The 21,092-nt window shown below is 71.3% G+C and carries 17 protein-coding genes and 1 pseudogene; 10 read left to right on the top strand and 8 right to left on the bottom strand.

The window, feature by feature from the left end; translation table 11 throughout:
* Positions 1 to 4: 4 nt before the first annotated feature.
* The 3 genes from ACFY00_RS13860 to ACFY00_RS13850 all read right to left on the bottom strand — a co-directional run bounded on the left by ACFY00_RS13860 (position 5) and on the right by ACFY00_RS13850 (position 3,800).
* Positions 5 to 1,780: a SpoIIE family protein phosphatase gene (locus ACFY00_RS13860; RefSeq protein ID WP_388031088.1), complete on the bottom strand. Its 1,776-nt coding sequence runs from the start codon at positions 1,778 to 1,780 to the stop codon at positions 5 to 7.
* Between the two features lie 217 nt (positions 1,781 to 1,997).
* Positions 1,998 to 2,327 carry an alpha-amylase gene (locus ACFY00_RS13855; protein WP_388030828.1) on the bottom strand — a complete coding sequence of 110 codons (330 nt, stop codon included), beginning with the start codon at positions 2,325 to 2,327 and terminating at the stop codon, positions 1,998 to 2,000.
* A 198-nt stretch (positions 2,328 to 2,525) separates the two neighbouring features.
* The gene (locus tag ACFY00_RS13850) at positions 2,526 to 3,800 is read right to left on the bottom strand and encodes an aminotransferase class V-fold PLP-dependent enzyme (protein ID WP_388030827.1); all 1,275 of its coding nucleotides are present in this window, start codon (positions 3,798 to 3,800) and stop codon (positions 2,526 to 2,528) included.
* Between the two features lie 74 nt (positions 3,801 to 3,874).
* Between ACFY00_RS13850 and ACFY00_RS13845 the strand changes: the two genes are divergently transcribed.
* The gene (locus ACFY00_RS13845) at positions 3,875 to 5,959 is read left to right on the top strand and encodes a prolyl oligopeptidase family serine peptidase (RefSeq protein WP_388030826.1); all 2,085 of its coding nucleotides are present in this window, start codon (positions 3,875 to 3,877) and stop codon (positions 5,957 to 5,959) included.
* 86 nt (positions 5,960 to 6,045) lie between these two features.
* Positions 6,046 to 7,776, top strand: a complete 1,731-nt coding sequence (locus ACFY00_RS13840; RefSeq protein ID WP_388030825.1) for an immune inhibitor A domain-containing protein — start codon at positions 6,046 to 6,048, stop codon at positions 7,774 to 7,776.
* Between the two features lie 24 nt (positions 7,777 to 7,800).
* On the opposite strand, the gene ACFY00_RS13835 is transcribed toward ACFY00_RS13840, so the two are convergent.
* From ACFY00_RS13835 to ACFY00_RS13825, 3 genes are all read right to left on the bottom strand, one after another.
* The gene (locus tag ACFY00_RS13835; protein ID WP_388030824.1) at positions 7,801 to 9,096 is read right to left on the bottom strand and encodes an IS256 family transposase; all 1,296 of its coding nucleotides are present in this window, start codon (positions 9,094 to 9,096) and stop codon (positions 7,801 to 7,803) included.
* Positions 9,097 to 9,347: 251 nt separating this feature from the next.
* Entirely contained in the window at positions 9,348 to 9,539 is a 192-nt protein-coding gene (locus ACFY00_RS13830) for a hypothetical protein (RefSeq protein ID WP_388030822.1), read from the bottom strand.
* A 63-nt stretch (positions 9,540 to 9,602) separates the two neighbouring features.
* Positions 9,603 to 10,199 carry a TetR/AcrR family transcriptional regulator gene (locus tag ACFY00_RS13825; protein WP_388030819.1) on the bottom strand — a complete coding sequence of 199 codons (597 nt, stop codon included), beginning with the start codon at positions 10,197 to 10,199 and terminating at the stop codon, positions 9,603 to 9,605.
* A 138-nt stretch (positions 10,200 to 10,337) separates the two neighbouring features.
* Here ACFY00_RS13825 and ACFY00_RS13820 point away from each other — a divergent pair, with 138 nt between their 5' ends.
* The 5 genes from ACFY00_RS13820 to ACFY00_RS13800 all read left to right on the top strand — a co-directional run bounded on the left by ACFY00_RS13820 (position 10,338) and on the right by ACFY00_RS13800 (position 17,397).
* Positions 10,338 to 11,903, top strand: a complete 1,566-nt coding sequence (locus ACFY00_RS13820; RefSeq protein ID WP_388030818.1) for a class I adenylate-forming enzyme family protein — start codon at positions 10,338 to 10,340, stop codon at positions 11,901 to 11,903.
* A gap of 32 nt (positions 11,904 to 11,935) precedes the next feature.
* Positions 11,936 to 13,132: an acyl-CoA dehydrogenase family protein gene (locus tag ACFY00_RS13815; protein WP_388030816.1), complete on the top strand. Its 1,197-nt coding sequence runs from the start codon at positions 11,936 to 11,938 to the stop codon at positions 13,130 to 13,132.
* A gap of 318 nt (positions 13,133 to 13,450) precedes the next feature.
* Positions 13,451 to 14,815 (top strand): MFS transporter, encoded by a 1,365-nt coding sequence (locus ACFY00_RS13810; RefSeq protein ID WP_388030814.1) that lies wholly within the window; start codon positions 13,451 to 13,453, stop codon positions 14,813 to 14,815.
* 47 nt (positions 14,816 to 14,862) lie between these two features.
* Entirely contained in the window at positions 14,863 to 16,107 is a 1,245-nt protein-coding gene (locus tag ACFY00_RS13805) for an amidohydrolase family protein (RefSeq protein ID WP_388030812.1), read from the top strand.
* Between the two features lie 27 nt (positions 16,108 to 16,134).
* Entirely contained in the window at positions 16,135 to 17,397 is a 1,263-nt protein-coding gene (locus ACFY00_RS13800) for an amidohydrolase (RefSeq protein WP_388030810.1), read from the top strand.
* Positions 17,398 to 17,451: 54 nt separating this feature from the next.
* Here the strand turns inward: ACFY00_RS13800 and ACFY00_RS13795 are convergent, their stop codons facing one another.
* On the bottom strand, positions 17,452 to 17,838 hold the full coding sequence (locus ACFY00_RS13795; RefSeq protein ID WP_388031107.1) for a transposase family protein: 387 nt from the start codon (positions 17,836 to 17,838) through the stop codon (positions 17,452 to 17,454).
* A 271-nt stretch (positions 17,839 to 18,109) separates the two neighbouring features.
* Positions 18,110 to 18,268 (bottom strand): annotated as a pseudogene (locus tag ACFY00_RS13790) (transposase family protein); the annotation flags it as partial.
* Positions 18,269 to 18,472: 204 nt separating this feature from the next.
* Between ACFY00_RS13790 and ACFY00_RS13785 the strand changes: the two are divergent.
* The 3 genes from ACFY00_RS13785 to ACFY00_RS13775 all read left to right on the top strand — a co-directional run bounded on the left by ACFY00_RS13785 (position 18,473) and on the right by ACFY00_RS13775 (position 20,979).
* A complete protein-coding gene (locus ACFY00_RS13785) occupies positions 18,473 to 19,027 on the top strand; it encodes a hypothetical protein (RefSeq protein WP_388030809.1) in 555 nt (184 codons plus the stop codon).
* A 72-nt stretch (positions 19,028 to 19,099) separates the two neighbouring features.
* Complete coding sequence (locus tag ACFY00_RS13780) at positions 19,100 to 19,693, top strand: winged helix-turn-helix domain-containing protein (protein ID WP_388030807.1); 594 nt, start codon at positions 19,100 to 19,102, stop codon at positions 19,691 to 19,693.
* Positions 19,690 to 20,979: an MFS transporter gene (locus ACFY00_RS13775; protein ID WP_388030805.1), complete on the top strand. Its 1,290-nt coding sequence runs from the start codon at positions 19,690 to 19,692 to the stop codon at positions 20,977 to 20,979. Before ACFY00_RS13780 ends, ACFY00_RS13775 begins: the two co-directional genes overlap by 4 nt.
* Positions 20,980 to 21,092: the final 113 nt, after the last annotated feature.

The raw sequence follows: 21,092 nt of genomic DNA, 5'->3' as shown, positions 1-21,092 counted from the left end.
GCGCTCAGGGGAGCTTCTGCTCGGCCCAGATGACCTTGCCGTCCTCGGTGTACCTGGTGCCCCAGCGCTGGGCGATCTGTCCGACCAGGAACAGTCCGCGCCCGCCCTCGTCGGTGGCGGCGGCGAGCCGGACCCGGGGCGAGGTGCTGCTGGCGTCCGCGACCTGGCAGATCAGGGTCCGCCCGTACAGCAGGCGCACCCGGACCGGGGCGGCCCCGTAGCGGACGGCGTTGGTGACCAGCTCGCTGAGGATCAGCTCGGTGCCGGTCTCCAGCTCCTCCAGGCCCCAGCGGCGCAGCTCGGCGGTGGCCGCGGCGCGGACGGCGGCGACGGCCGCGGGGTCGGAGGGGACCTCCCACTCGACGGTCCGGTCCGCGGGCACGGCCCGGGTGCGCGCGACGAGCAGGGCCACGTCGTCGGCCGAGTCGGTGGGCAGCATCGCCTCCAGGACGGCCCGGCAGGTCTGCTCGGGCGTGCGCCCGGGGTGGGCGAGGGCCGCCCGCAGCCGGTCCAGGCCGACGTCGATGTCCTCGGTGCGGGATTCCACCAACCCGTCGGTGTAGAGGACGAGTTGGCTCCCCTCGGGGATGTCGAGCTCCACGGTGGTGAAGGGCAGCCCGCGCAGGCCGAGCGGCGGTCCGGCCGGGGTGTCGGGGATGTCGACCGTGCCGTCGGGGCGGACCAGGACGAGCGGGAGGTGTCCGGCGCGGGCGAGCTGGCAGCGGCGGGAGACCGGGTCGTAGATCGCGTAGAGGCAGGTCGCGCCGATGATCGCGCCCTCCCGGCCGCCCGCCGTCTCCTCCTCGTCGATCTGGGCGACCACCGCGTCGAGGTGGGTGAGCAGTTCGTCGGGGGGCAGGTCGAGCATCGCGAAGTTCCGCACGGCGGTGCGCAGTCGGCCCATGGTGGCGGCGGCGTGCAGGCCGTGGCCGACCACGTCGCCGACGACCAGGGCGACCCGGGCGCCGGAGAGCGGGATGACGTCGTACCAGTCGCCGCCGACCCCGGCGTGCGCGGGCAGGTAGCGGTGGGCGGCCTCGACGGCCTCGTGCTCGGGCAGGTCGCGGGGCAGCAGGCTGCGCTGGAGGGTGACGGCGAGCGGGTGGCCGCCGCTGATGGCGGCGGCGAGCTGTTCCTGGCTGGTGTACCGGGCCTCGAACAGGCCGTTGTTGCGGCCCAGCCGGAGGACGGCGATCCGGTCGGCGACGGCCTGGACGTCGTCCAGGTTGTGGCTGACCACGATCACGGCGCGGCCCTCGTCCCGCAGGCGGCGGATCAGGCCGAGCACCCGGACGGTCTGCTCCACGGTGAGCGCGGCGGCCGGCTCGTCGAGGAGCAGCAGGTCGGGCTCGGTGAGCACGGCCCGGGCGATGGAGACCGACTGCCGCTGGTCCATGGTGAACGTCCCCACCGGGGTCCGGACGCTGGGGAGGTTGATGGAGAGCCGCTCCAGCAGCGCACAGGAACGTTTCTCCATTTCGATCTCGCGGAGTACCCCGAACCGGCGCAGCTCGCGGCCGAGGTACAGGTTGGCCACGGTGTCCAGCCGGTCGACGAGCGACTGCTCCTGGTAGACGGTGGCGATGCCGAGCCGCTGGGCGTCGGCGGGTCGGCGCAGGACGACCGGGCGGCCCTGCCACTCGGTGTGCCCCGCGTCCGCGGGCGCGGCCCCGGAGACGACCTTGACCAGGGTGCTCTTGCCCGCCCCGCTGTCGCCGACCAGGCCGAGCACCTGGCCGCGCTCCACCCGGAGGTCGACCGCGTCGAGGGCCCTGACCACGCCGTAGTGCTTGGTGATCCCGCGCAGGGACAGCAGCGGCACCCGGGGCACTGGCCCACCTCCACAATCCTTCGCGGCCCGTCGACCCTCCCGGACACCGGCCCGCCGGGGTGCCCGCGCACGGGCTCTCCACCCTCGCACCGGCGGCGCGGACGGCGGCGGCGGGACACGCGCGGGCAACCCGTTCGGCGGGTCAGCAGGTCAGCGGGTCAGCGGGTCAGCAGGTCAGCAGGCCGGTCACGTAGTTCATGTTCGTGCCGTAACCGGCGAAGGTGCCCCACTCCCCGGCCTGGAGGGTCAGGCAGGGTGCGCTCTGGCCGTCGGTGTACTGGACGGTGACGCTGACGGCCGTGTCGCAGCCGTTGGCGACCTGGGTGTAGCGCCAGCTGGAGTAGTACTGGACGCACGCCGGAGGGGCGGTGCCCTCAGTGCTTTCGGCGGCCGAGGCGGACGGGGCGGCGGCGAGCGGGAGCAGCAGGCCGGTCGCGGCGACGACGGCGAGGACGAGGGGGCGGGGTGCGCGGCGGAGGGAGGGTGAGTTCTTCATGGCCCGAACCCTGCACCGACTCCAAAATCTTGCGCAAGTTGCTGAAAGTATTTTCAGCCATCTTCGACCCGCGACCGGACGGCCGGGTGCCAGGTGCCGGGCGCCCGGCACTCTGAGCTTGACCGGCCCCGCGTAGTACTTGCAGCAGCCGCCGTCGGACGCCTCGTGATGGTCGCTCCGCCGCTCGATGCGCCCCCGCTACCGGGTGATCAGCCCGGCCAGGCCGTCGGCCAGCCGCAGGTACTCCTCGGGGCGGTTGTAGAGCTGGGCGCTGATCCGCAGGATGCCGCCGCCCTGCCAGGGGCGGACCGCGATCCGGGTGTTCAGGGCACGGCGGACGGCCACCATCAGGGCCTTCGCGGCGTGCTCCCGCTCGGCGACGCCGGGCGGCAGCCGGACGGCGCGCATGCCCAGGCCGGGCAGTTCCGGCAGCGCCCGCAGTCCGGCCCGTTCGACCAGCAGGCGCCGGCCGTGGGCGGCCAACGCGTCGTTGTGGGCGCGCAGTCGGTCGGCGCCGATCCGGTCGAGCAGGGCGAGTCCGGCGGGGGCGGCCAGCCAGGGGGTGTAGTCGAAGGTGCCGCGCCACTCGACCCGCCGGGGGAAGCCGCGGTCGTGCTCCCACGAGTAGGTCAGCGGGCGCACCCGGGGGCGCCAGGAGCGTTCGACGGCGAGGACGGCGGCGGCGCGCGGGGCGAAGGCCCACTTGTGCAGGTTGCCGACCCAGAAGTCGGCGCCGCCCGCCGCGCCGCCGAGGTCGACCGGGAGGGCGCCGGGGGCGTGGGCGGCGTCGACCACGGTGGTGACGCCGCGGGAGCGCAGTTCGGCGAGCAGCGCGGGGGTGGCGACGGCGCGGGCGGTGGGCGAGGTGACCAGGTCGAGGACGGCGACCCTGGTGCGCGGGGTGACGGCGGCCAGGACGCGTTCGGCGACGGCCTCCGCGTCGGGGGCGTGCGGGGAGATCCGCACGCAGCGCACCACGGCCCCGGCCTCGGCGGCGCGGCGTTCGGCGGCGCGGGTGACCACGCCGTAGCCGTGGTCGGTGACCAGGACCTGGTCGCGTTCGCCGAGCGGGATCGAGTCGAGGGCGACGGCGACGCCCTCGGTGACGTTGCTGATCAGGGCGAGCCGGGAGGGGTCGCCGCCGAGGGCGGCGGCGATCTCGGCGCGGGCGCGGGCGATCCGGTCGGGGGCGTCGAGGAAGAAGCCGTCGGGGTCGCTCTCCATCTCGGCGCGCAGCTCGGCCTGGCGGCGCTGGACGGGGACGGGCAGGGCGCCGTAGGAGCCGTGGTTGAGGTGGGCGGTGCCCGGGTCGAGGGTGAACAGGGCGCTGCCGCCGCGCAGCGGGGCGGGCCGGTCGGTGCCGGTGGTGGTGCCGCCGGGCCGGTCGGTGCCGGTGGCGCCGCCGGCCCAGTCGCCGTGGGCCGTCGGCCGGGCCGGTGCCGTGCGCGGGTTCCCCGGATCCTTCATCTCCATCCTCCGAATGCTGTGTGACATTTCACACTGCATACTTCTAGCCGAACCGGACCCGGCACGGCAACCATCGGCGGGTGACTCACACCGACCCCTACCTCGCGCTGAGCGCCGCCACCGGCCGTTTCGGCTACGGTTCCCCCCGCGCGGTCACCCTCGCCGCCGACGCGAGCCGCGCCCTGTTCCTGCGCTCCACCGGCGCCACCGACCCGGTCGAGCGCCTCTGGATGTACGACCCGGCCACCGGCCGGGAGCGACTGGTGGCCGACCCGGCGGCCCTCGTCCCGGGGCGCACCGGCGCCGCCTCGGCGCTGCCGCCGCTGGAGCGCCGACTGCGCGAGCGGATCCGGCTGTGGGCGCCCGGCATCGGCTCCTTCGCCGCCACCGACGACCTCGCACAGGCCGTCTTCGCCCTGGACGGCCGGGTCTTCCGGTGCGACACCGCCACCGGCACCAGCACCGAACTCCCGGTGGCGGCACCGGCGTTCGACCCCCGCCCGAACGCCGACGGCTCGGTGGTCGCGTACGTCGCCGACGGGGCGCTGCACCTGACCCCGGGCGGCCGGATCAGCCCGGCGGACGGCGCGCTGTGGGGCGTGGCCGAGTTCGCCGCCCAGGAGGAGCTGGGCCGGCTGCGCGGCCACTGGTGGGCGCCGGACGGCACCGCCGTGCTGGCCGCCCGGGTCGACGAGTCCGCGCTGCCGCTGCGGCACTTCGCCGACCCGGCGCACCCGGAGCGGGCCGCCGAGTCCTTCGCCTACCCGCAGGCCGGCGGCCCGAACGCGGACGTCCAGCTGTGGGTGCTGCGCCCGGGCGGCGCGGCGACGCGACTGCGCTGGGACGCCGAGCAGTTCCCGTACCTGACGGCGGCGGGCTGGGAGGGCGACGGCGAGATCCTGCTGACCGTCGCGGACCGGCTGCAGCAGAACGTGCTGCTGCTGAGCGCCGATCCGGCCACCGGCGCGACCCGCGAACTGAGCCGCACCGAGGACGAGTTCTGGGTCGACCCGCTGCCCGGCACCCCGCTGCGGCTGGCCGACGGCCGGGTGCTGACCTCCGCCGACACCCCGGCCGCCCGCGGGGTCGCGCTGGACGGCAAGATCCTCACCGACGAGCGCCTGCAGGTGCGCCGGGTGGTCGGCCCGTGGCGCGACGGCCGGCTGCTGATCGAGGCGGGCGACGGCGACCCGGCCGACCAGCACGTCTTCCTGCTCGACCCGGACACCGGCGCGCTGGAGAAGCTCACCGGGGGCGCGGGCGTGCACGCGGTGGCCGCCCACGCCGGGGACGCGCTGCTGCTGACCTCGGCCTCGCCGGACGGCGTCCGCCGCGAGCTGCGAACGGCCGCGGGCCGCACCGACCTTCCCGACCTGGCGGCCGAACTCCCCTACCGCCCGCGGCCGTTGCTGGCCCGGGTGACCGAACTCGGCCTGCCCACGGCGGTGCTGTACCCGCAGGGGCACCGGAGCGGCCGCAAGCTGCCGGTGCTGCTGGACGTGTACGGCGGCCCGGGCTTCCAGGTGGTCGCCAACGAGCCGCGCCGCTGGCAGTTCAAGCAGTGGTGGGCCGACCAGGGCTTCGCCGTGGTGACGGTGGACAACCGGGGCACCCCGTTCGTCTCGCCGGACTTCACCCGGGCGATCTTCCGCCGCTTCTCGCAGGTCGCGCTGGACGACCAGGTGGCCGCCCTGCAGGCGCTCGGCGCCGCCCACCCCGATCTGGACCTGCGGCGGGTCGGCGTGCGCGGCTGGTCGTACGGCGGCTACCTCGCGGCGCTCGCGGTGCTGCGCCGCCCGGACGTGTTCCACGCGGCCAGCGCGGGCGCCCCGCCGACCGACTTCCGGCGGTACGACACCGCGTACACCGAGCGCTACCTCGGCCTGCCGCAGGACAACCCGGCCGGGTACGCGGCGGACTGCCTGATCGACGACGCGCCGGGGCTGAGCCGTCCGCTGCTGCTGATCCACGGCCTGGCGGACGACAACGTGCACCCCTCGCACACCCTGCTGCTGTCCGAGGCGCTGACCAGGGCGGGCCGGGAGCACTCCGTGCTGGCGCTGCCCGGGGTGAGCCACATGACGCCGGACGGGGTGCTGGAGCAGGTCGCCGTGCAGGAACTCGCCTTCCTACGCCGGGAACTGGGCGCCACCCCTTCCCCGTGACAGATGACATGTGAAATATTACCGGCCATCCGTTTGTCCACCCCTCTAGAGGAGCGGGTCACTTGCGCAGACTTCCCACAGCCCTCATGGCTGCGCTGACCACCGGCGCGATAGCACTGACCAGCACCCCCGCCTTCGCCCACCCCGCCGCCCCCGCCGCCGAGTTGACGGACCGTCAGGGCGCGGACGGCGCGGAGGCGCCGCCCTCCCCGGTGCCGCCGCAGGAGAGGGCCCGGCAGGCCCTCCGGGCGCAGGCCCTGGAGCAGGTCAACCAGGGCCGGGTCGCCAAGGACGGCAGGTCCGCCCCGGCCAAGGTGAAGATCGGCCGCGACTACGTCCAACTGGCCAGGCAGCGCACCGACAAGGTGTTCGTGATCCTGGCCCAGTTCGGCGACCAGGTCGACACCACCACCCAGTACAACGGGCAGGCCCGCTACGGCGGCACCCCCGGCCCGCGGCACAACGCGATCCCGAAGCCGGGCAAGGACGACACGCACACCTACTGGGAGAGCGACTTCGGCCGCGACTACTACCAGAAGATGTTCTTCGACGACACGCCCGGCGCCAACTCGATGCGCAACTTCTACCGCACCCAGTCCTCGGGCCGCTACGACCTCCAGGGCACCGTCTCCGACTGGGTGACCGTGCCGTGGAACGAGGCCCGCTACGGCTCCAACAAGGGCCCGCAGGGCGGCGGCGCCTGGACGCAGGCCCAGGAGTTCGTCCGGGACGCCACCAAGGCGTGGTACGACGGCGAGCTCGCCAGGGGCCGCACCCCGGCCGACGTCCGGGCCGAGCTCGCGCAGTACGACACCGAGGACCGCTACGACCACGACAAGGACGGGAACTTCGACGAGCCGGACGGCTACCTCGACAACGTGGTCGTGGTGCACGCCGGCGTCGACGAGACCTGGGGCGGCGGCGCCCAGGGCGCCGACGCCCTGTGGGCGCACCGCAGTTGGGCCTTCCCGGACCCGACCGGGCGGACCGGCCCGGAGGGGAACCGGATCGGCGGCACGCCGGTCGGCGACTCCGGCTTCTACGCCTACGACTACGTGCAGGCGGGCGAGAACAGCGGCGTGGGCCTGTTCGCCCACGAGTTCGGCCACAACCTCGGCCTGCCCGACCTGTACCCGACCGGCGGCGGCGACAACTCGGTCGCCTTCTGGTCGCTGATGTCCTCGGCCTCCTACCTGGGCCGGGGCAGGAACACCACCGGTGAGTACCCGGGCGACCTGGACGCCTGGAGCAAGCTGCAACTGGGCTGGCTCGACTACGACGAGGCGCGGGCCGCGACCCGCTCCAGCCACACCCTGGGCGTCAGCGGCTACCACACCGACCAGGCCCAGGCCGTCCTGGTGCACCTGCCGCCGAGCACCACCACCACCGCGCTGGCCGCCCCGTACGAGGGCGGCGCGCAGTGGTGGAGCGACACCGGCGACGCCATGGACGCCTCGCTCTCCCGCACCGTCGACCTGACCGGCGCCGCCTCCGCGGCCGCGCTGGACGCGGCCGCCTGGTGGGACACCGAGCAGGACTACGACTTCTTCTCGGTCGAGGCGTCGGCCGACGGCGGCAGGAGCTGGACGCCGCTGCATGGCACCGTCGACGGGCGGCCGATCGGCGACACCACCGCGCTGACCCCCGGCCTGAGCGGCAGCTCGGGCGGCTGGCGGCAGCTGCACGTCCCGCTCGACGCCTACCTGGGCAGCAGCGTGCAGGTGCGCTTCCACGTCACCTCCGACTCCAACACCCACGGCAGGGGCGTGCTGGTCGACGCGGTGCGGCTGACCGCCGACGGCGGGTGTGTCCAGTGACTGGTGTATCTGGTGTTGTGTGAGTTACCGTCGGCCGATGGAGAGTCGGCCGTCGAAGGCGATGTCGAAGGCCTGGAGTGCGGGCTTCCATCGCATGGTCCAGCGTTTGCGGCCGGTGCCAGTGGGGTCCAGGCTCATGACGGCCATGTAGACGCATTTCAACGCGGCCTGCTCGTTCGGGAAGTGCCCCCGGGCGCGGACGGCCTTGCGTATGCGGGCGTTCACGCTCTCGATCGCGTTGGTCGTGCAGACGACCCGGCGGATCTCCGCGTCGAACTGGAGGAACGGCACGAACTCGGCCCAGGCGTTCGACCAGAGCCGAACGATCGCCGGATACTTGGCGCCCCATTCCTCCTGGAACTCCAGGAAGCGTTCCTCGGCCGCGTCGGCGGTCGGCGCGGTGTAGATCGGCTTGAGCGCGCGGGAGATCTTGTCCCAGTCCTGGCGGGCCGCGTATCGAAACGATGCCCGCATGAGGTGGACCACGCAGGTCTGGGTGATGGCCTGCGGCCAGACCGTGCCGATGGCGTCCGGCAGGCCCTTGAGGCCGTCGCAGACGACCATGCACACGTCTTCGACGCCGCGGTTCCTGATCTCGGTGAGGACCTGGAGCCAGTACTTGGCGCCCTCGCCGCCGTCGCCGGCCCACAGACCGAGGATGTCGCGGGTGCCGTCCACGGTGACGGCCAGGGCGACGTAGATCGGCCGGTTGGCGACCTGCCCGTCGCGGACCTTCACGTGGATGCAGTCGATGAAGATCACCGGGTAGATCGCGTCGAGCGGGCGGTTCTGCCATTCGGCCATTCCGTCCATGACCTTGTCGGTGATGGTGGAGATGGTCGACTTGGACACGCTCGCCCCGTAGACCTCGGCCAGGTGCGCGGAGATGTCACCGTTTGTCAGTCCCCGCGCGGACAGGGACAGGACCATCTCGTCGACGCCGGACAGCCGCCGTTGGCGCTTCTTGACGATCTGCGGCTCGAAGCTCCCCTCGCGGTCACGTGGAACGTCGATCTCGACCGGGCCGACCTCGGTCAGCACGGTCTTGGAGCGGACGCCGTTGCGGCTGTTGCCGCTGCCCGCCCCGGCTTTGTCGTGCTTCTCGTAGCCGAGGTGGTCGGTGATCTCGCCCTCCAGGGCGGACTCCAGCACGCGCTTGGTCAGCTGCTGCAGCAGCCCGCCCTCGCCGGTCAGCTGGAGCCCGCTCGCGCGGGCCCGGTCGACCAGCTGCCCGATCAACTGCTCATCCAGGACGTCCGGCGCCAGCTCGACCGGCCGGACCTCTTCAACCGCCTCAACCGAGGCGATCACGTCGCTCATCAGGTGCTCTTCCTTGATCAGGAGATACACCGGTCACCGTACAGACCCTGCCCGCCTGTTCGGGCGGGGCGGGTCTCACTAGCCGTCGACCTGGTGCAGCTAGTGACATGAGTCGGAGATTCTTGGGTAGTTCTCCCAGCCTCCGGCCTTCGAGCCAACGGTTCCAAGTCGAGCCCCAACCTGGTGAGAAGCGGGCGCGGCTGCCGGTCAATCGAAGGAGAGATCTACCTAAAGATTTCCGACTCAGGACACTAGATGCCGTCAAGCGGCTCTGAGTTTTGGTTCTGGCGCAGCTTCCGGTTGCGGTTGGCGATCTCGTAGATCTGCGCGGTGCCGCTCTCGGAGCCCGCCGGGATCAGCTTCCACTGCTGGTGGTGGGCACCGAAGCCTTCGTAGGCGCGTTGCACCGCCGCCGCCCCGGCCGCCATCGCGGAGTGCGGCATGCGCCGGCACCGCCTCTGCACTGCTTGTTCGGTTGCCTGCTGACGGGGCTGACCGCCCCTCGATCAGGCCTGCGCGTCGAAGCCGGTGGCCCAGTAGCGGCCGTGGAGTCCCAGGTCGAGCAGCATGCGCACGACCTCTTCCACAGGGAGGGGCAGGGTCTCCTGTTCCGTCCACCAGTGCAGGACGGCGATCTGTTCCCCTACCCAGACACGGGCGAGCAGGTCGGGGTCGATGCGAGGGGTGACCTCGTTGCGCTTGGCCCGGTCGCGGAATTCATCGGCCGTGGCGCGGGCGAGGGCGTCTGTGAACGTCTGGAGCGGCTTGCCGTCGCCTTCGCCGCGCAGCACGATCCGGTAGACGTCACGCCGCTCGCGGGCGTGACGGAGCATTTCCAGGACGGGTTTGCCGGTGAAGCCGATGTAGCTGTCGGAGACGACGGGTCGCAGTCGCTCGGTGAGTTCCTCAAGCAGGTCGGCGGTCACCCGGGCGAACAGGTCTTCCCGGTCGCGGAAGTGACTGTAGAAGGTGGCGCGGCCCACGTCGGCACGCTCGGTGATGTCTTCCACGGTCAGCGAGCTGAAGCCGCGCTCAAGGACGAGAGCCACCAATGCGTCGCTCAGGTTTCGGCGCGTTCTCCGCGTGCGTCGGTCCTCGGCCATGCCTCCCCCTCCAGTCTCCTGCTGTCCATCTCGAGTCTACTTCACCCTTGACAGTCGATCGCTTACTGAACAAGCTGTCCGTAATTGCTCATCATGCCTCAGACCTGGAGCGCACGTCCGCTCGGCTGGAGAACATCCATGAACCTCGGCACCTATCTCGCCCGCAGTGCCCGCTACTGGCCCAACCAGGAGGCGCTGGTCTGCGGGAAGCGGTCCTGGACATACGCGCAGCTGGATACGGCCGCCAACAACCTGGCATCCGCACTCCTGGCCCGCGGGTTGCGTCCCGGTGACGCGGTCGCCTCGCTCGCCTGGAACCGCGGCGAGCTGGTGGAGGTGGAGTTTGCGCTCTACAAGGCCGGGCTGGTGCGCGCGCCGATCAACGCCCGTCTTGGCCGCGGAGAAATCACCCACATCCTGCGCTATGCCCCGGTACGCGTCCTGATCTTCGACGGTGCGCATCGGGAAGACGCCCTCGCCGCGATCGCCGAGGCGGGTACGGACTGTCTGCCCGTAGAGCTCGACGGTGCAACGGATGCCGCGAAGGCAGGCCTGTCCTACGCCGGACTGCTCGCCGAGGGAGGCGATGCCCCGGTCGCCGTCGAGGTCGGTGAGGACGAGCCGTGTGTTCTGAACTTCACCTCCGGCTCGACCGGTGCGCTCAAGGCCGCCGTGCAGACCTTCGGCAATCGGCTGGCCAACATGCGCAAGCTGCTGATGAATGACGAGTCGAGGCCCGGCCCCGGTACCCGTTACCTCGCCTGCGGCCCCATCACCCATGCCACCGGCATGGGCTTGCTGGCCGGTGTGTTCGGCGGATCGACCACGCACATCCTGCGGACCTGGAGCCCAGAGGCGTTCTTGGACACAGTGGAGAAGGAACGGATCACCACCACGTTCCTGGTGCCGGCGATGCTCAACATGGTGCTGTCCCAACCGGGCGCGGCTGAGCGGGAGCTGTCCAGCCTCACCAGCGTCCGCATAGGCGGAGCGCCCATCTCGCCGCAGCGGCTGCGCGACGCTGTGGCACTGTTCGGGCCAGTGGTTGCCCAGGGGTACGGGCTCGGGGAGACCACCAGCGTCGTCGCCGGGCTGATGAGCCAGGACATCGCGCGTGCCATCACCGACGACCCGGAACTGCTGCAGTCGTGCGGTCGTGCTTCGTACGACACCGAGATCCGGGTCGTGGACGAGAGCGGCCATGAGTGCGCGGCGCGCGAGGTCGGTGAGGTCATCGTGCGCGGCCCCGACTGTGTACGGGAGTACTGGAAGGACCCGGAGCTGTCCGCCGAGACCTTCCGTGACGGCTGGGTGCACACCGGTGACCTGGCCTGGATGCGCGAGGACGGCTATCTCTTCCTCGTCGACCGCAAGAAGGACATGATCATCTCGGGCGGGTTCAACATCTACTGCACCGAGGTCGAGGCCGCCCTCTACGAACACCCGGCCGTGCAGGAAGTCTGCGTCGTCGGCGTGCCCGACGAGCAGTGGGGCGAAGCCGTCAAAGCCGTGATCGTGCCCCACGAGCAGAGCGCGGTCACCGAGGACGAGCTGATCGCGTTCTGCGCCGAGCGCCTGGACAGCTTCAAAAAGCCCCGCTCGGTCGTCTTCACCGGCGAACTGCCGCACAACCGCAACGGAAAGCTCGACCGCAAGGCCGTGCGCGAGCCGTTCTGGGCCGACGCCGCCCGCCGCGTCAACTGAAGCACCTTCCCGGAACGAGGAGAGAGACCCCCATGACCTTTTCGCTGCGCCCCACCTACCAGGACGCGCGACTGGCCGGCCTTGTCGACAAGTTGCGCGCCTATCTGGACGGCGAGTTGGCCGACTACGAGCGCGAACGGGGGATCACTCCGGCCACCCGTCTGACCCGCGCCGACATCGAACCCGTCTGGCAGCGCAGCCGCGAGCTCGGCTTCTACGGAATCCACCTGTCCGAGGAGTACGGCGGGCAGAACCTGACGTACACCGAACTCGCCGCGCTCAAGGAGGAGATCGGAGCGAGCGGCCGGGTCCTCGGTCACAGCGTGCTCGGTGACATGGGCGGGCCGCTGCGGGCTGGCGACATTCTGCGCCATGCCACCGACCACCAGCTGAACACCTACTTCCTGCCCGTGGTGCGCGGCGAGCGTGCCTGCTGCTTCTCGCTCACGGAGACCGACGCGGGCTCCGACGTGCGCTCCATGCGCACCACCGCCGTCCGCGACGGAGACGACTACCTGCTGACCGGCCACAAGGTGTTCTCCTCGGCCGGCCCGTTCGCCGACTTCGCCATAGTGGTGGCCCGCATGGCCGGCACCGGTGAACAGGAGGGCGACAAAACGAAGTTCTCCGCCTTCCTCGTCGATCTCGACAGCCCCGGCTGCCGCGTCGAGGACGGCGCCACCCCGATGTCCGGCGAGCACATCGAGAGCGACATCATCCTGGACAGCTGCCGTGTGCCCGCCCGCAACCTGCTGGGCGAGGAGGGCAAGGGCATGCGCATCGCACTCGGCCGCGTCACCACCAACCGGCTACTGCACTGCCCCACCGCCCTGGGCATCGCCCGCCGCGCCCTCGACCTGACCCTGGACCGCACCCGCACCCGCAAGGTCGCCGGCGGCCAGCCACTGCTCGCCCTGCAGGCCATCCAGCACAAGGTCGCCGACATGGCCACCGAGTTCTACGCCGCGCGCTCCATGACCTACGCCGCGCTGGCAGCGCTGGACCGCGGTGAGGACGCGCGCACTGAAGCCTTCATGTGCAAGCTCTTCGTCGCCGAGTCCGCCTTCCGCATTCTCGACGAAGCCGTCCAGATCCACGGCAAAGAGGGCCTGACCCAGGGCAACGAAATCGAGTTCCTCTTCCGCAAGATCCGTATGTTCCGCATCCTGACCGGCACGTCGGAGATCCAGCGCAACGGCATAGCCCATGGCTTGGCTTTCCTCGCCTGAGCCGGCACGCCCGCCCACCGGCCCACGCTGGAAAACCAACGGCTTGGTCGGCGGGCACAGCCCGGATCCGGCGCCGCAGGAGGTGGCCCGTACGGACCAGCCACCGACCCTGACGCAACTGCCGCCCGACATCCATGACGTCGGTGATAGCCACGCCCGCGCATTCCTGCCGGGCGCCGCCGCCCCACCGCGGACGAAAGAACCGACAACGCCATCCCGCCCGAGGAACCGGGCGGCGGCTACACCACTGGCACGCCCGGGAGGGCGCCCGCCCCGGCTTCCTGCCCGCAGGTTCAGCGACCTGTAACGGCCACATTCATGGAGAGGGACCTCATGACCGCGGATACAGCGGGATCCGCCGCGCCTCCCGGGCGCGGACCACATGGCTCCCACGGAAAGAACCTGACGCTCCTGACGCTGTCCACGGCGATGGACAACGCCGAGAGCAGCGTGACCACCGTCCTCTTCCCCCTCATGCGCGAGGCGATGGGCCTCACCTCCTCGGCGCTCGGCACCCTGGTGGCCGTCGCCAAGATCGTGGGGATGCTCGCGGGTATCCCGTGGGTGCTGTTGGCCCGCAGGTTCCGGCGCAAGACCGTGCTTGCCGTGTGCTCCGGCTTCTGGGGCATCTGGGTCATCCTGGCCTCGCTGGCAGGCAACTTCACACAGTTCGTCGTTCTCTACGGCATCGCGGCCGCTGGGTTCGCCGGGGCCGGACCCATCGCCTTGGAGATTCTCGGCGATCTCTACGAGGACAATCGCCGCGGCCGGGCAACGGGCCTGCTGTATGGCGGCGTCGCCCTGATCGCCGGCGTGAGTGCGCCCTTGTTCGGTCGCCTCTCCCATCTGGACAACGCGTGGCGTTACGGCTATCTGGCCTCGGGTGTGATGTGCCTGGTCGTGGGTGTGCTGATCCTGGCGTTCCTGGACGACCCGAGACCGGCCGCACCCCAGCCGCTCGCAGGCGCCGTGGCCATCGAGGACAAGGCCCGCACCCTACGCAGCGGACTGCGGGAGCTGGCCGCCATTCGCACCTACCGCCTCATCCTTGTGCAACGGCTGTGCTCGGGCCAGAACGTCATGATGAGCTTCGGCGTGGTCTTCCTGGTCGAGGAGCGCGGCTTCTCGACGGCCACCGCGTCGGTGGTCGCGCTCCCGTTCGCGCTCGGCTATCTGTGTGGAACCCTTGCGGGCGGGCGCATCAACGACCGCCTGCATCAGCTGCGGCCTCTGAGCGGCCGGGTCGTCATGCTCCAGATCAGTCAGCTGGCCTTCGCAGGCGCCGCGCTGATCTGCCTCCAGGCGGCCTGGCACAGCATCGGTTACTTCGTCGCGATCTTCGCCGTGCTCGGACTCTTGCAAGGTCAGGTCCCCGTCGTCAACCGGCCGCTGATCATGGCCGTGGTCCGTCCCGAACTGCGGGCCCTGGCCTTCGCGATATCGGTCTCGACGGTCGAAGCCTTCGCCTACGCCGGCTACGCGCTCCTCACCGGCTTCCTGAGCGATGCCATCGGCCTGCAGAACGCACTGCTCATCGTGACGGTATTGCTGACGGCGTGCAACGGACTGGCCTCGGCAGCTCTGTACCGGCCCTACGCACGCGACAGCACAGCCCTCCTCAAGATCTCGCGCGAGGCCACGCCCGCCACCGACACGGGGAAAGACATCCCCGCCACTCCCTGACCCCGGCCGCCCCTCCCAGCACCACAGATGAAGGAACCACCGCCAGCATGAACCCCACCACATCCAGCGCCCTCATCGTCCGCAACGGCCCCCTCATCGACGGCACGGGCGCCGCCCCGGTCGCCGACGGAACGGTCCACGTCGTCGACGGCCGCATCACGTGGGCCGGCCCCGCCGCCGCCGCACCCCCAGAGCCGCAGGGCGCCCGCGCGATCGATGCCCAAGGTGGTGCCATCCTGCCCGGCTTCATCGACTGCCATGTACACCTCGCGGCGCCCGGCGGAGAAATGAGCCGCGCACAGCTCGCGGCGATGCCTGCCTCCCTGCGCACCCACCTGACCACGCCCCGCCTGCACGACACCCTGATGTCCGGCGTGACCACCGCACGCGACCTTGCAGGTCTCGACGCCGGCTTCAAGCAGGCGGTGGACCGCGGCCTGGTAGCCGGTCCGCGCCTGCTCGTCGCCGTAGCGATGATGTCGCCGACCGGCGGCCACGGCGACTTCCGCATGCCGACGGACAACGGCCCTACCGAGCCCTCCGTCAGCCGCCTTGCCGACGGCACCGCGCAGTGCGCACGCGAGGCCAGGAACCTGCTGCGGCAGGGCGCCGACCTCATCAAGATCGCGGCCTCGGGCGGTGTGGGAAGCCCCACGGACCAGCCGGACGACGAGGGCTTCACCGAGGCGGAGATCCGTACCGTCGTCGAGGTGGCACGCGCGCACCGCGGCAAGCGGGTCGCCGCCCACGCCCAGGGACGTGGCGGGATCCTCAACGCACTGCGCGCCGGAGTCGACAGCATCGAACACGGTTACGAAATCGACGACGAGATCATCGACCTGATGTTGGCCCAGGGCACGTTCCTCGTGCCCACGCTGTCCACCGCCACCACGAGCTTCGACCCGGCTGTCACCCCGGCGTGGACCGTGGCCAAGAAGAAGCAGTGGCAGGCGCGCGCGCTGGCCGCGATCCCCCGTGCCGTCGAGCGCGGCGTGAAGATCGCCATGGGCACGGACTGCGGTATCTCTGCCCATGGCAACAACCTGCGCGAGCTGGGGCACCTCGTCGACTGCGGCATGTCGCCGATGAACGCGATCCTCGCGGGCACGTCGGTGGCCGCAGAACTCCTTGGCCTGTCGGCCGACATCGGCACCCTCGAGGCAGGCAAGCGCGCCGACGTCGTCATCGCGTCCTGCGACCCACTCGCCGACATCCACAAGCTGGGGGATGCCGCGAACATCTCCGTGGTCATCAAGGACGGCTCGGTCCACAAGAACGCCTTCCAGAACTGAACCGCGACCCGACAGGAGAACCCCACCATGACCGCGGCAACCTCCCTGGCGGCGACGGCACATGCCCTCGCCGCAGACCACGACCACCACGCCATCCGCGCGCTCTACGAGGATCTGCACCGCCACCCCGAGCTCGCGCACGCCGAACACACCACTGCCGCCCGCGCCGCGAAGGAGTTGCAGGCCGCCGGAATCGAGGTGACAAAGAACGTCGGCAGGACCGGAGTCGTCGGGGTACTGCAGAACGGTCCCGGCCGGACCGTGCTGATCCGCGCGGACATGGACGCGCTGCCTGTCCAGGAGGCGACCGGACTGGCCTATGCGTCACGCGTCGCCGGGGTCATGCACGCATGCGGCCACGACGCGCACACCGCGATGCTGGTGGGCGCCGCCCAGGCCCTCGCCCGCGGTCGCCGTCACTGGAGCGGGACGGTGCTCTTCGTCCTCCAGCCGGCCGAGGAAACCGGTGAGGGAGCCCTCGCGATGCGCGCGGACGGCCTGCTGGAGCGGTTCCCTCGCCCCGACGTACTGCTCGCCCAGCACGTCAGCGCCGGACCCGTGGGGCTGGTGGCCCATGTCGAAGGACCGGTCCTGGCAGCCTCGACATCCATCGACATCATCATCCACGGACGCGGCGGCCACGGGTCACGCCCCGACACCACCATCGACCCCATTGTCATCGCCGCCGCCGTGGTCAGCCGGCTGCAGTCGATCGTCGCGCGCGAGATCGCCCCGCGGCACAGCGCCGTCGTCACCGTGGGAAGGATCAAGGCCGGCACTGCGAACAACGTCATTCCCGCGACAGCGGAGCTGGGGCTGTCCGTGCGCTCCACCACGGGCGAGGTCCAGGACCAGATCGTGACAGCGATCCGTCGCATCGTGGCGGGCGAGTGCGCGGCGGCGGGCGCCTCCACCGAGCCCGAGATCCGCATAGTGAAGTCCATGCCCGCAACGGTCAACGACACCGCAACGGCCCGCCGTATCGCGCAAACCCACCGCGAGATGTTCGGCGCCACGCATGTCATCGACCCCGGACCAGCCATGGGCAGCGAGGACTTCTCCGAACTCGCCCTCTGCCCCGACGGCACGTCGATCCCTTACCACTACTGGTTCCTGCCCTCCACCACGGCCGCAGTATGGGACGCAGCTCCGGGCGCGTCACCGCTGGAGAAGTTCGCAAAGGTTCCCAGCGCCCACAGCCCGCACTTCGCCCCCGACCCCGCGGTCCTCAGCCAAGGCGTCGCGGCCATGACCGGTGCGGTACTCGCCGAACTCAACCAGCCGACCTAGCGAGCTCGTGCACGGTAAGCGATGAGACGTCGAGGGCTCTGGCAGGCCTGGTGCTCACCTCTGCCGTCGTGGGTTCAGGTCCGCGGTCTGCTGATGTGACAGCAGGCCGGCGACGGCCTGGACGGTGTCACTGATGTGCTCGCGGCGGCCGAGGTGGCGGGCCAGTGCCCGCCAGTTCTTCAGATGGGCGATGCCGTGCTCGACCCGGCTACGGCGTGAGGAGGTTGCCTTGCGCTGGCGCTCGTACATCTCCTCGTACCAGTCCGGGGCGTTCTTCTTGAACTTGCGGTGCGGTGGTGTGACCACGCGTCCGCCTGTCTGAGTGCCGAGACCCTGGTAGCCCGCATCGGCAGGAATCTCGACTACGGGGCCGCTGGCCAGGAGCTTGACCAGCCCTAACTGACGGGCGTGGGTGATGTCCGCACAGGTGTCGGGCTGCATCACAGCACGCGGCCCTCGCCGTCCGTGACCACCATGGACTTGACGGCGTTCTGCTTGTTCCTCCCGGAGATGAAGGTGTCCCGGTCCTTGCGTCCGGCTGCCGAACGGCTGACTCGATCTCGGTGCCGTCGATGATTCCGGTCTGTTCGCCGGCGCCGAGGTGGTCGACGACCTCGGCCAGGGTCCGCAGCCGGACGCCGGGGCCGATCGTGCACCCCCGCTCGGCGAGCAGGGGCCGCACCTCGCCGATGGCCCGGGTGATGGTGGAGCGGTCCACGCCGAGCCAGCAGGCCAGCATGTCATGGGTGACCCCGTGACGGAGTTGTACGAGCGTGGCCAGGAGCCGATCGACGAACACCAGCCGGTGCTTCGCGCCGGCTCCCACACGCCGCTGCCGCGGCCGGGGCCAGCTTTGCCTGTTGACGCTCATGCCATAACGGGCCCCAGCTCCGCGACGAGTTCAGCGATCACACCGGCCGGCAGGCCCGTGATCCGACGGCTGCTGACGATTGCTGCACGAGTCACGGTCCCCACCACCCCATCTTGATCGACCATCCGTGCCCGACGTCTCACCGCTTACCGTGCACGAGCTCGATAGCAGCCGAGCAGCCTTTGGCAAGGTCGACACGCTGACTTGACAGGGAAGGGCAAGGACGCGGTCAAGCAGCACCCGCGGGCGTACCTGGTGGAGAACCGCCGCTACGCCGGGTACGGCGCCTTCCTGAGGACCGGCCCGTACAACTTCGGCTACGCGGGCGTCGCCGGGAAGACCGGCGTGATCGACACCTACCCGTACCAGGAGGGCGTGCTGGTGTGGCTGTGGGACACCGCCTACGGCGACAACAACACGGTCGACCACCTGGGCGGCGGCCTGATCCTGCCGGTGGACGCGCACCCGAAGGCGCTGCGGTTCGCGGACGGCTCGGTCACCAACGGGCGGTCGCAGCCGTACGACGCGGTCTTCTCGCTGAAGCCGACCACCTCGTTCACCCTGCACAAGGCGGGCGTGGCCACCGCGGTGCCGTCGGAGCCCGCGGTGCCGGCGTTCGACGACCACGCCGGGGTGTACGGCGACCCGGCGATCCCGCAGCTCGGGGTGAAGGTGCCGGACACCAACACCAGGATCGAGGTCGTCCGGGAGACCCAGGGCGGCAGGCTCACCACCATCACGGTGGGTCCGGCCTCCTGACCTGGGCGTGATCTACTGGAACCCGCAGGTCGGCAGCTTGTAAAGACTTCTTTCTAAAGATACCTTTAGAACATGAGCGAAGAGCTGCCGGCCGTCCGGCTCACCGACCCGCGCGCCCTGCGCGCCTACGCCCATCCCACCCGGATGGCACTGGTGGGCCTGCTCCGCCTGCACGGGCCGCTGACCGCGACCCGGGCGGCGGAGCTGCTCGGCACCGAATCGGTGGCGAGCTGCTCCTTCCACCTGCGCCAGCTCGCCAAGTACGGCCTGGTCGAGGAGGCGGGCGGCGGCCGCGGCCGGGAGAAACCCTGGCGCGCGACCGCCGCCTTCACCAGTTGGGACGCCTCCCCCGCCGACCCGGAGCAGGCCGCCGCCACCGAAGCCCTGCAACGGGCCGTGCTGGACGGCTACTTCGCCCGCGCCACCAACTGGCTGCTGCACCGCGGCGCCGACGCCCCCGAGTGGCGCGAGGCGGCCGGCTTCGGCGACAGCGCCGTCCTGGTCACCGCCGAGGAGCTGGCCGAACTCACCGCCCGCATCGAGGAGTTGACCCGCCCCTACGTGGAGCGTCTGGGCGGCTCCGGCCCGCACCCCGCGGGCGCCCGCCCCGTCCAGCTGATCCAGCTCGCCGTCCCCACCGACACCCCGGAGGGGGAAGCGCCGTGACCCTCCTCGACACCCGCCCGGCCGCCGCCGTCCGCCGCCGGATACCCGACCTGCTGCGCGAACCGGCCTTCCGCCGCTACTGGACCGGCCAGACCGTCTCCTCGCTCGGCGACCAGGTCTCCCTGCTGGTGATCCCGCTGATCGCCGTCTCCGTGCTGCACGCCGACGCCGCCCAGATGGGATACCTCTCCGCCGCCGGGTACCTCCCCTACCTGCTGCTCTCGCTGCACGCGGGCGGCTGGGCCGACCGCTACGGGCGCCGCCGCCGGGTGATGATCGCCACCGACCTGGGCCGCGCCGCCGTCCTGCTGACCGTCCCGCTCGCGTACGCGGCCGGGGTGCTGACGCTGGCGCAGCTGTACGCGGTGGTGCTGGCCGTCGGCGCGCTGTCGGTGTTCTTCAACGTCTGCAACCCGCCGCTGTTCGTCGCCCTGGTGCCCGCCGAGCAGTACCTGCGCGGCAACGCGCTGGTCAACGGCAGCCGGGCCGCCACCTACGTGGCCGGGCCCGGCCTCGGCGGCCTGCTGGTGCAACTCCTGGCCGCGCCCCTGGCGCTGGTGGTGGACGCGCTCTCCTTCCTGGCCTCCGCCGCCTTCCTGCGCGGGATCGACCCGGTCGAACCGCCGCCCGCCGCGGAGGGCCGCGGCGGCACCGCCGAGGGCATGCGCTGGATCCGGCGCGACCCGGTGATCCGGGCCACCCTGCTCGGCACCGCCACCGTCAACCTGTTCACCTTCGTCATCGGCGCGCTGTTCGTCCTCTACGCCACCCGGGAACTGCACTTCAGCGCGGGCCTGCTGGGCGCCGTGATGGCCGCCGCCGCGGTCGGCACCCTGCTGGGCGCGGCGGTCACCGGACGGCTCTCGGACCGGATCGGCATCGGCCCGGCCCTGCTGCTGGGCCTGGTGCTCTTCCCCGCCCCGCTGCTGCTGTTCCCGCTGGCGGGCGGCTCGGTCGCCGCCTCCGCGGCGCTGCTGTTCGGCGCCGAGTTCCTCTCCGGCGTCGGCGTGATGATCCTCGACATCACCGCGGGCGCCGTCTTCGCCGCCTGCATCCCCGACGCCCTGCGCTCGCGCGTCTTCGGCGCCTACCAGGCGGTCAACTACGGTGTCCGCCCGCTCGGTTCGCTGCTCGGCGGCTTCCTCGGCAGCGCCCTCGGCCTGCGCCCCGCGCTGTGGATCGCCGCCGTCGGCGCGGTCTGCTCCGGCCTGTGGGTGCTCTTCTCGCCGATCCCCCGGATGCGCGAACTCCCCGTCCAGGACGGCGCGCAGGCCCCGGAGGGCTGAGCCGCCCGCGCCGCGCCGCCTTCACCGCAACACCCCAAGAACCGCGCACCATAGCGCATTCGTGCATATGCCCGAGGGATATGGCGGAAAGTCTCGCCCTCCCGTGGCAGCGC

The sequence above is a fragment of the Kitasatospora sp. NPDC001540 genome (assembly GCF_042894345.1).
Lineage (GTDB): Bacteria > Actinomycetota > Actinomycetes > Streptomycetales > Streptomycetaceae > Kitasatospora > Kitasatospora phosalacinea_C.
Note: the sequence above shows the minus strand (reverse complement) of the source record. Positions and strands in the feature narration are given on the sequence as shown.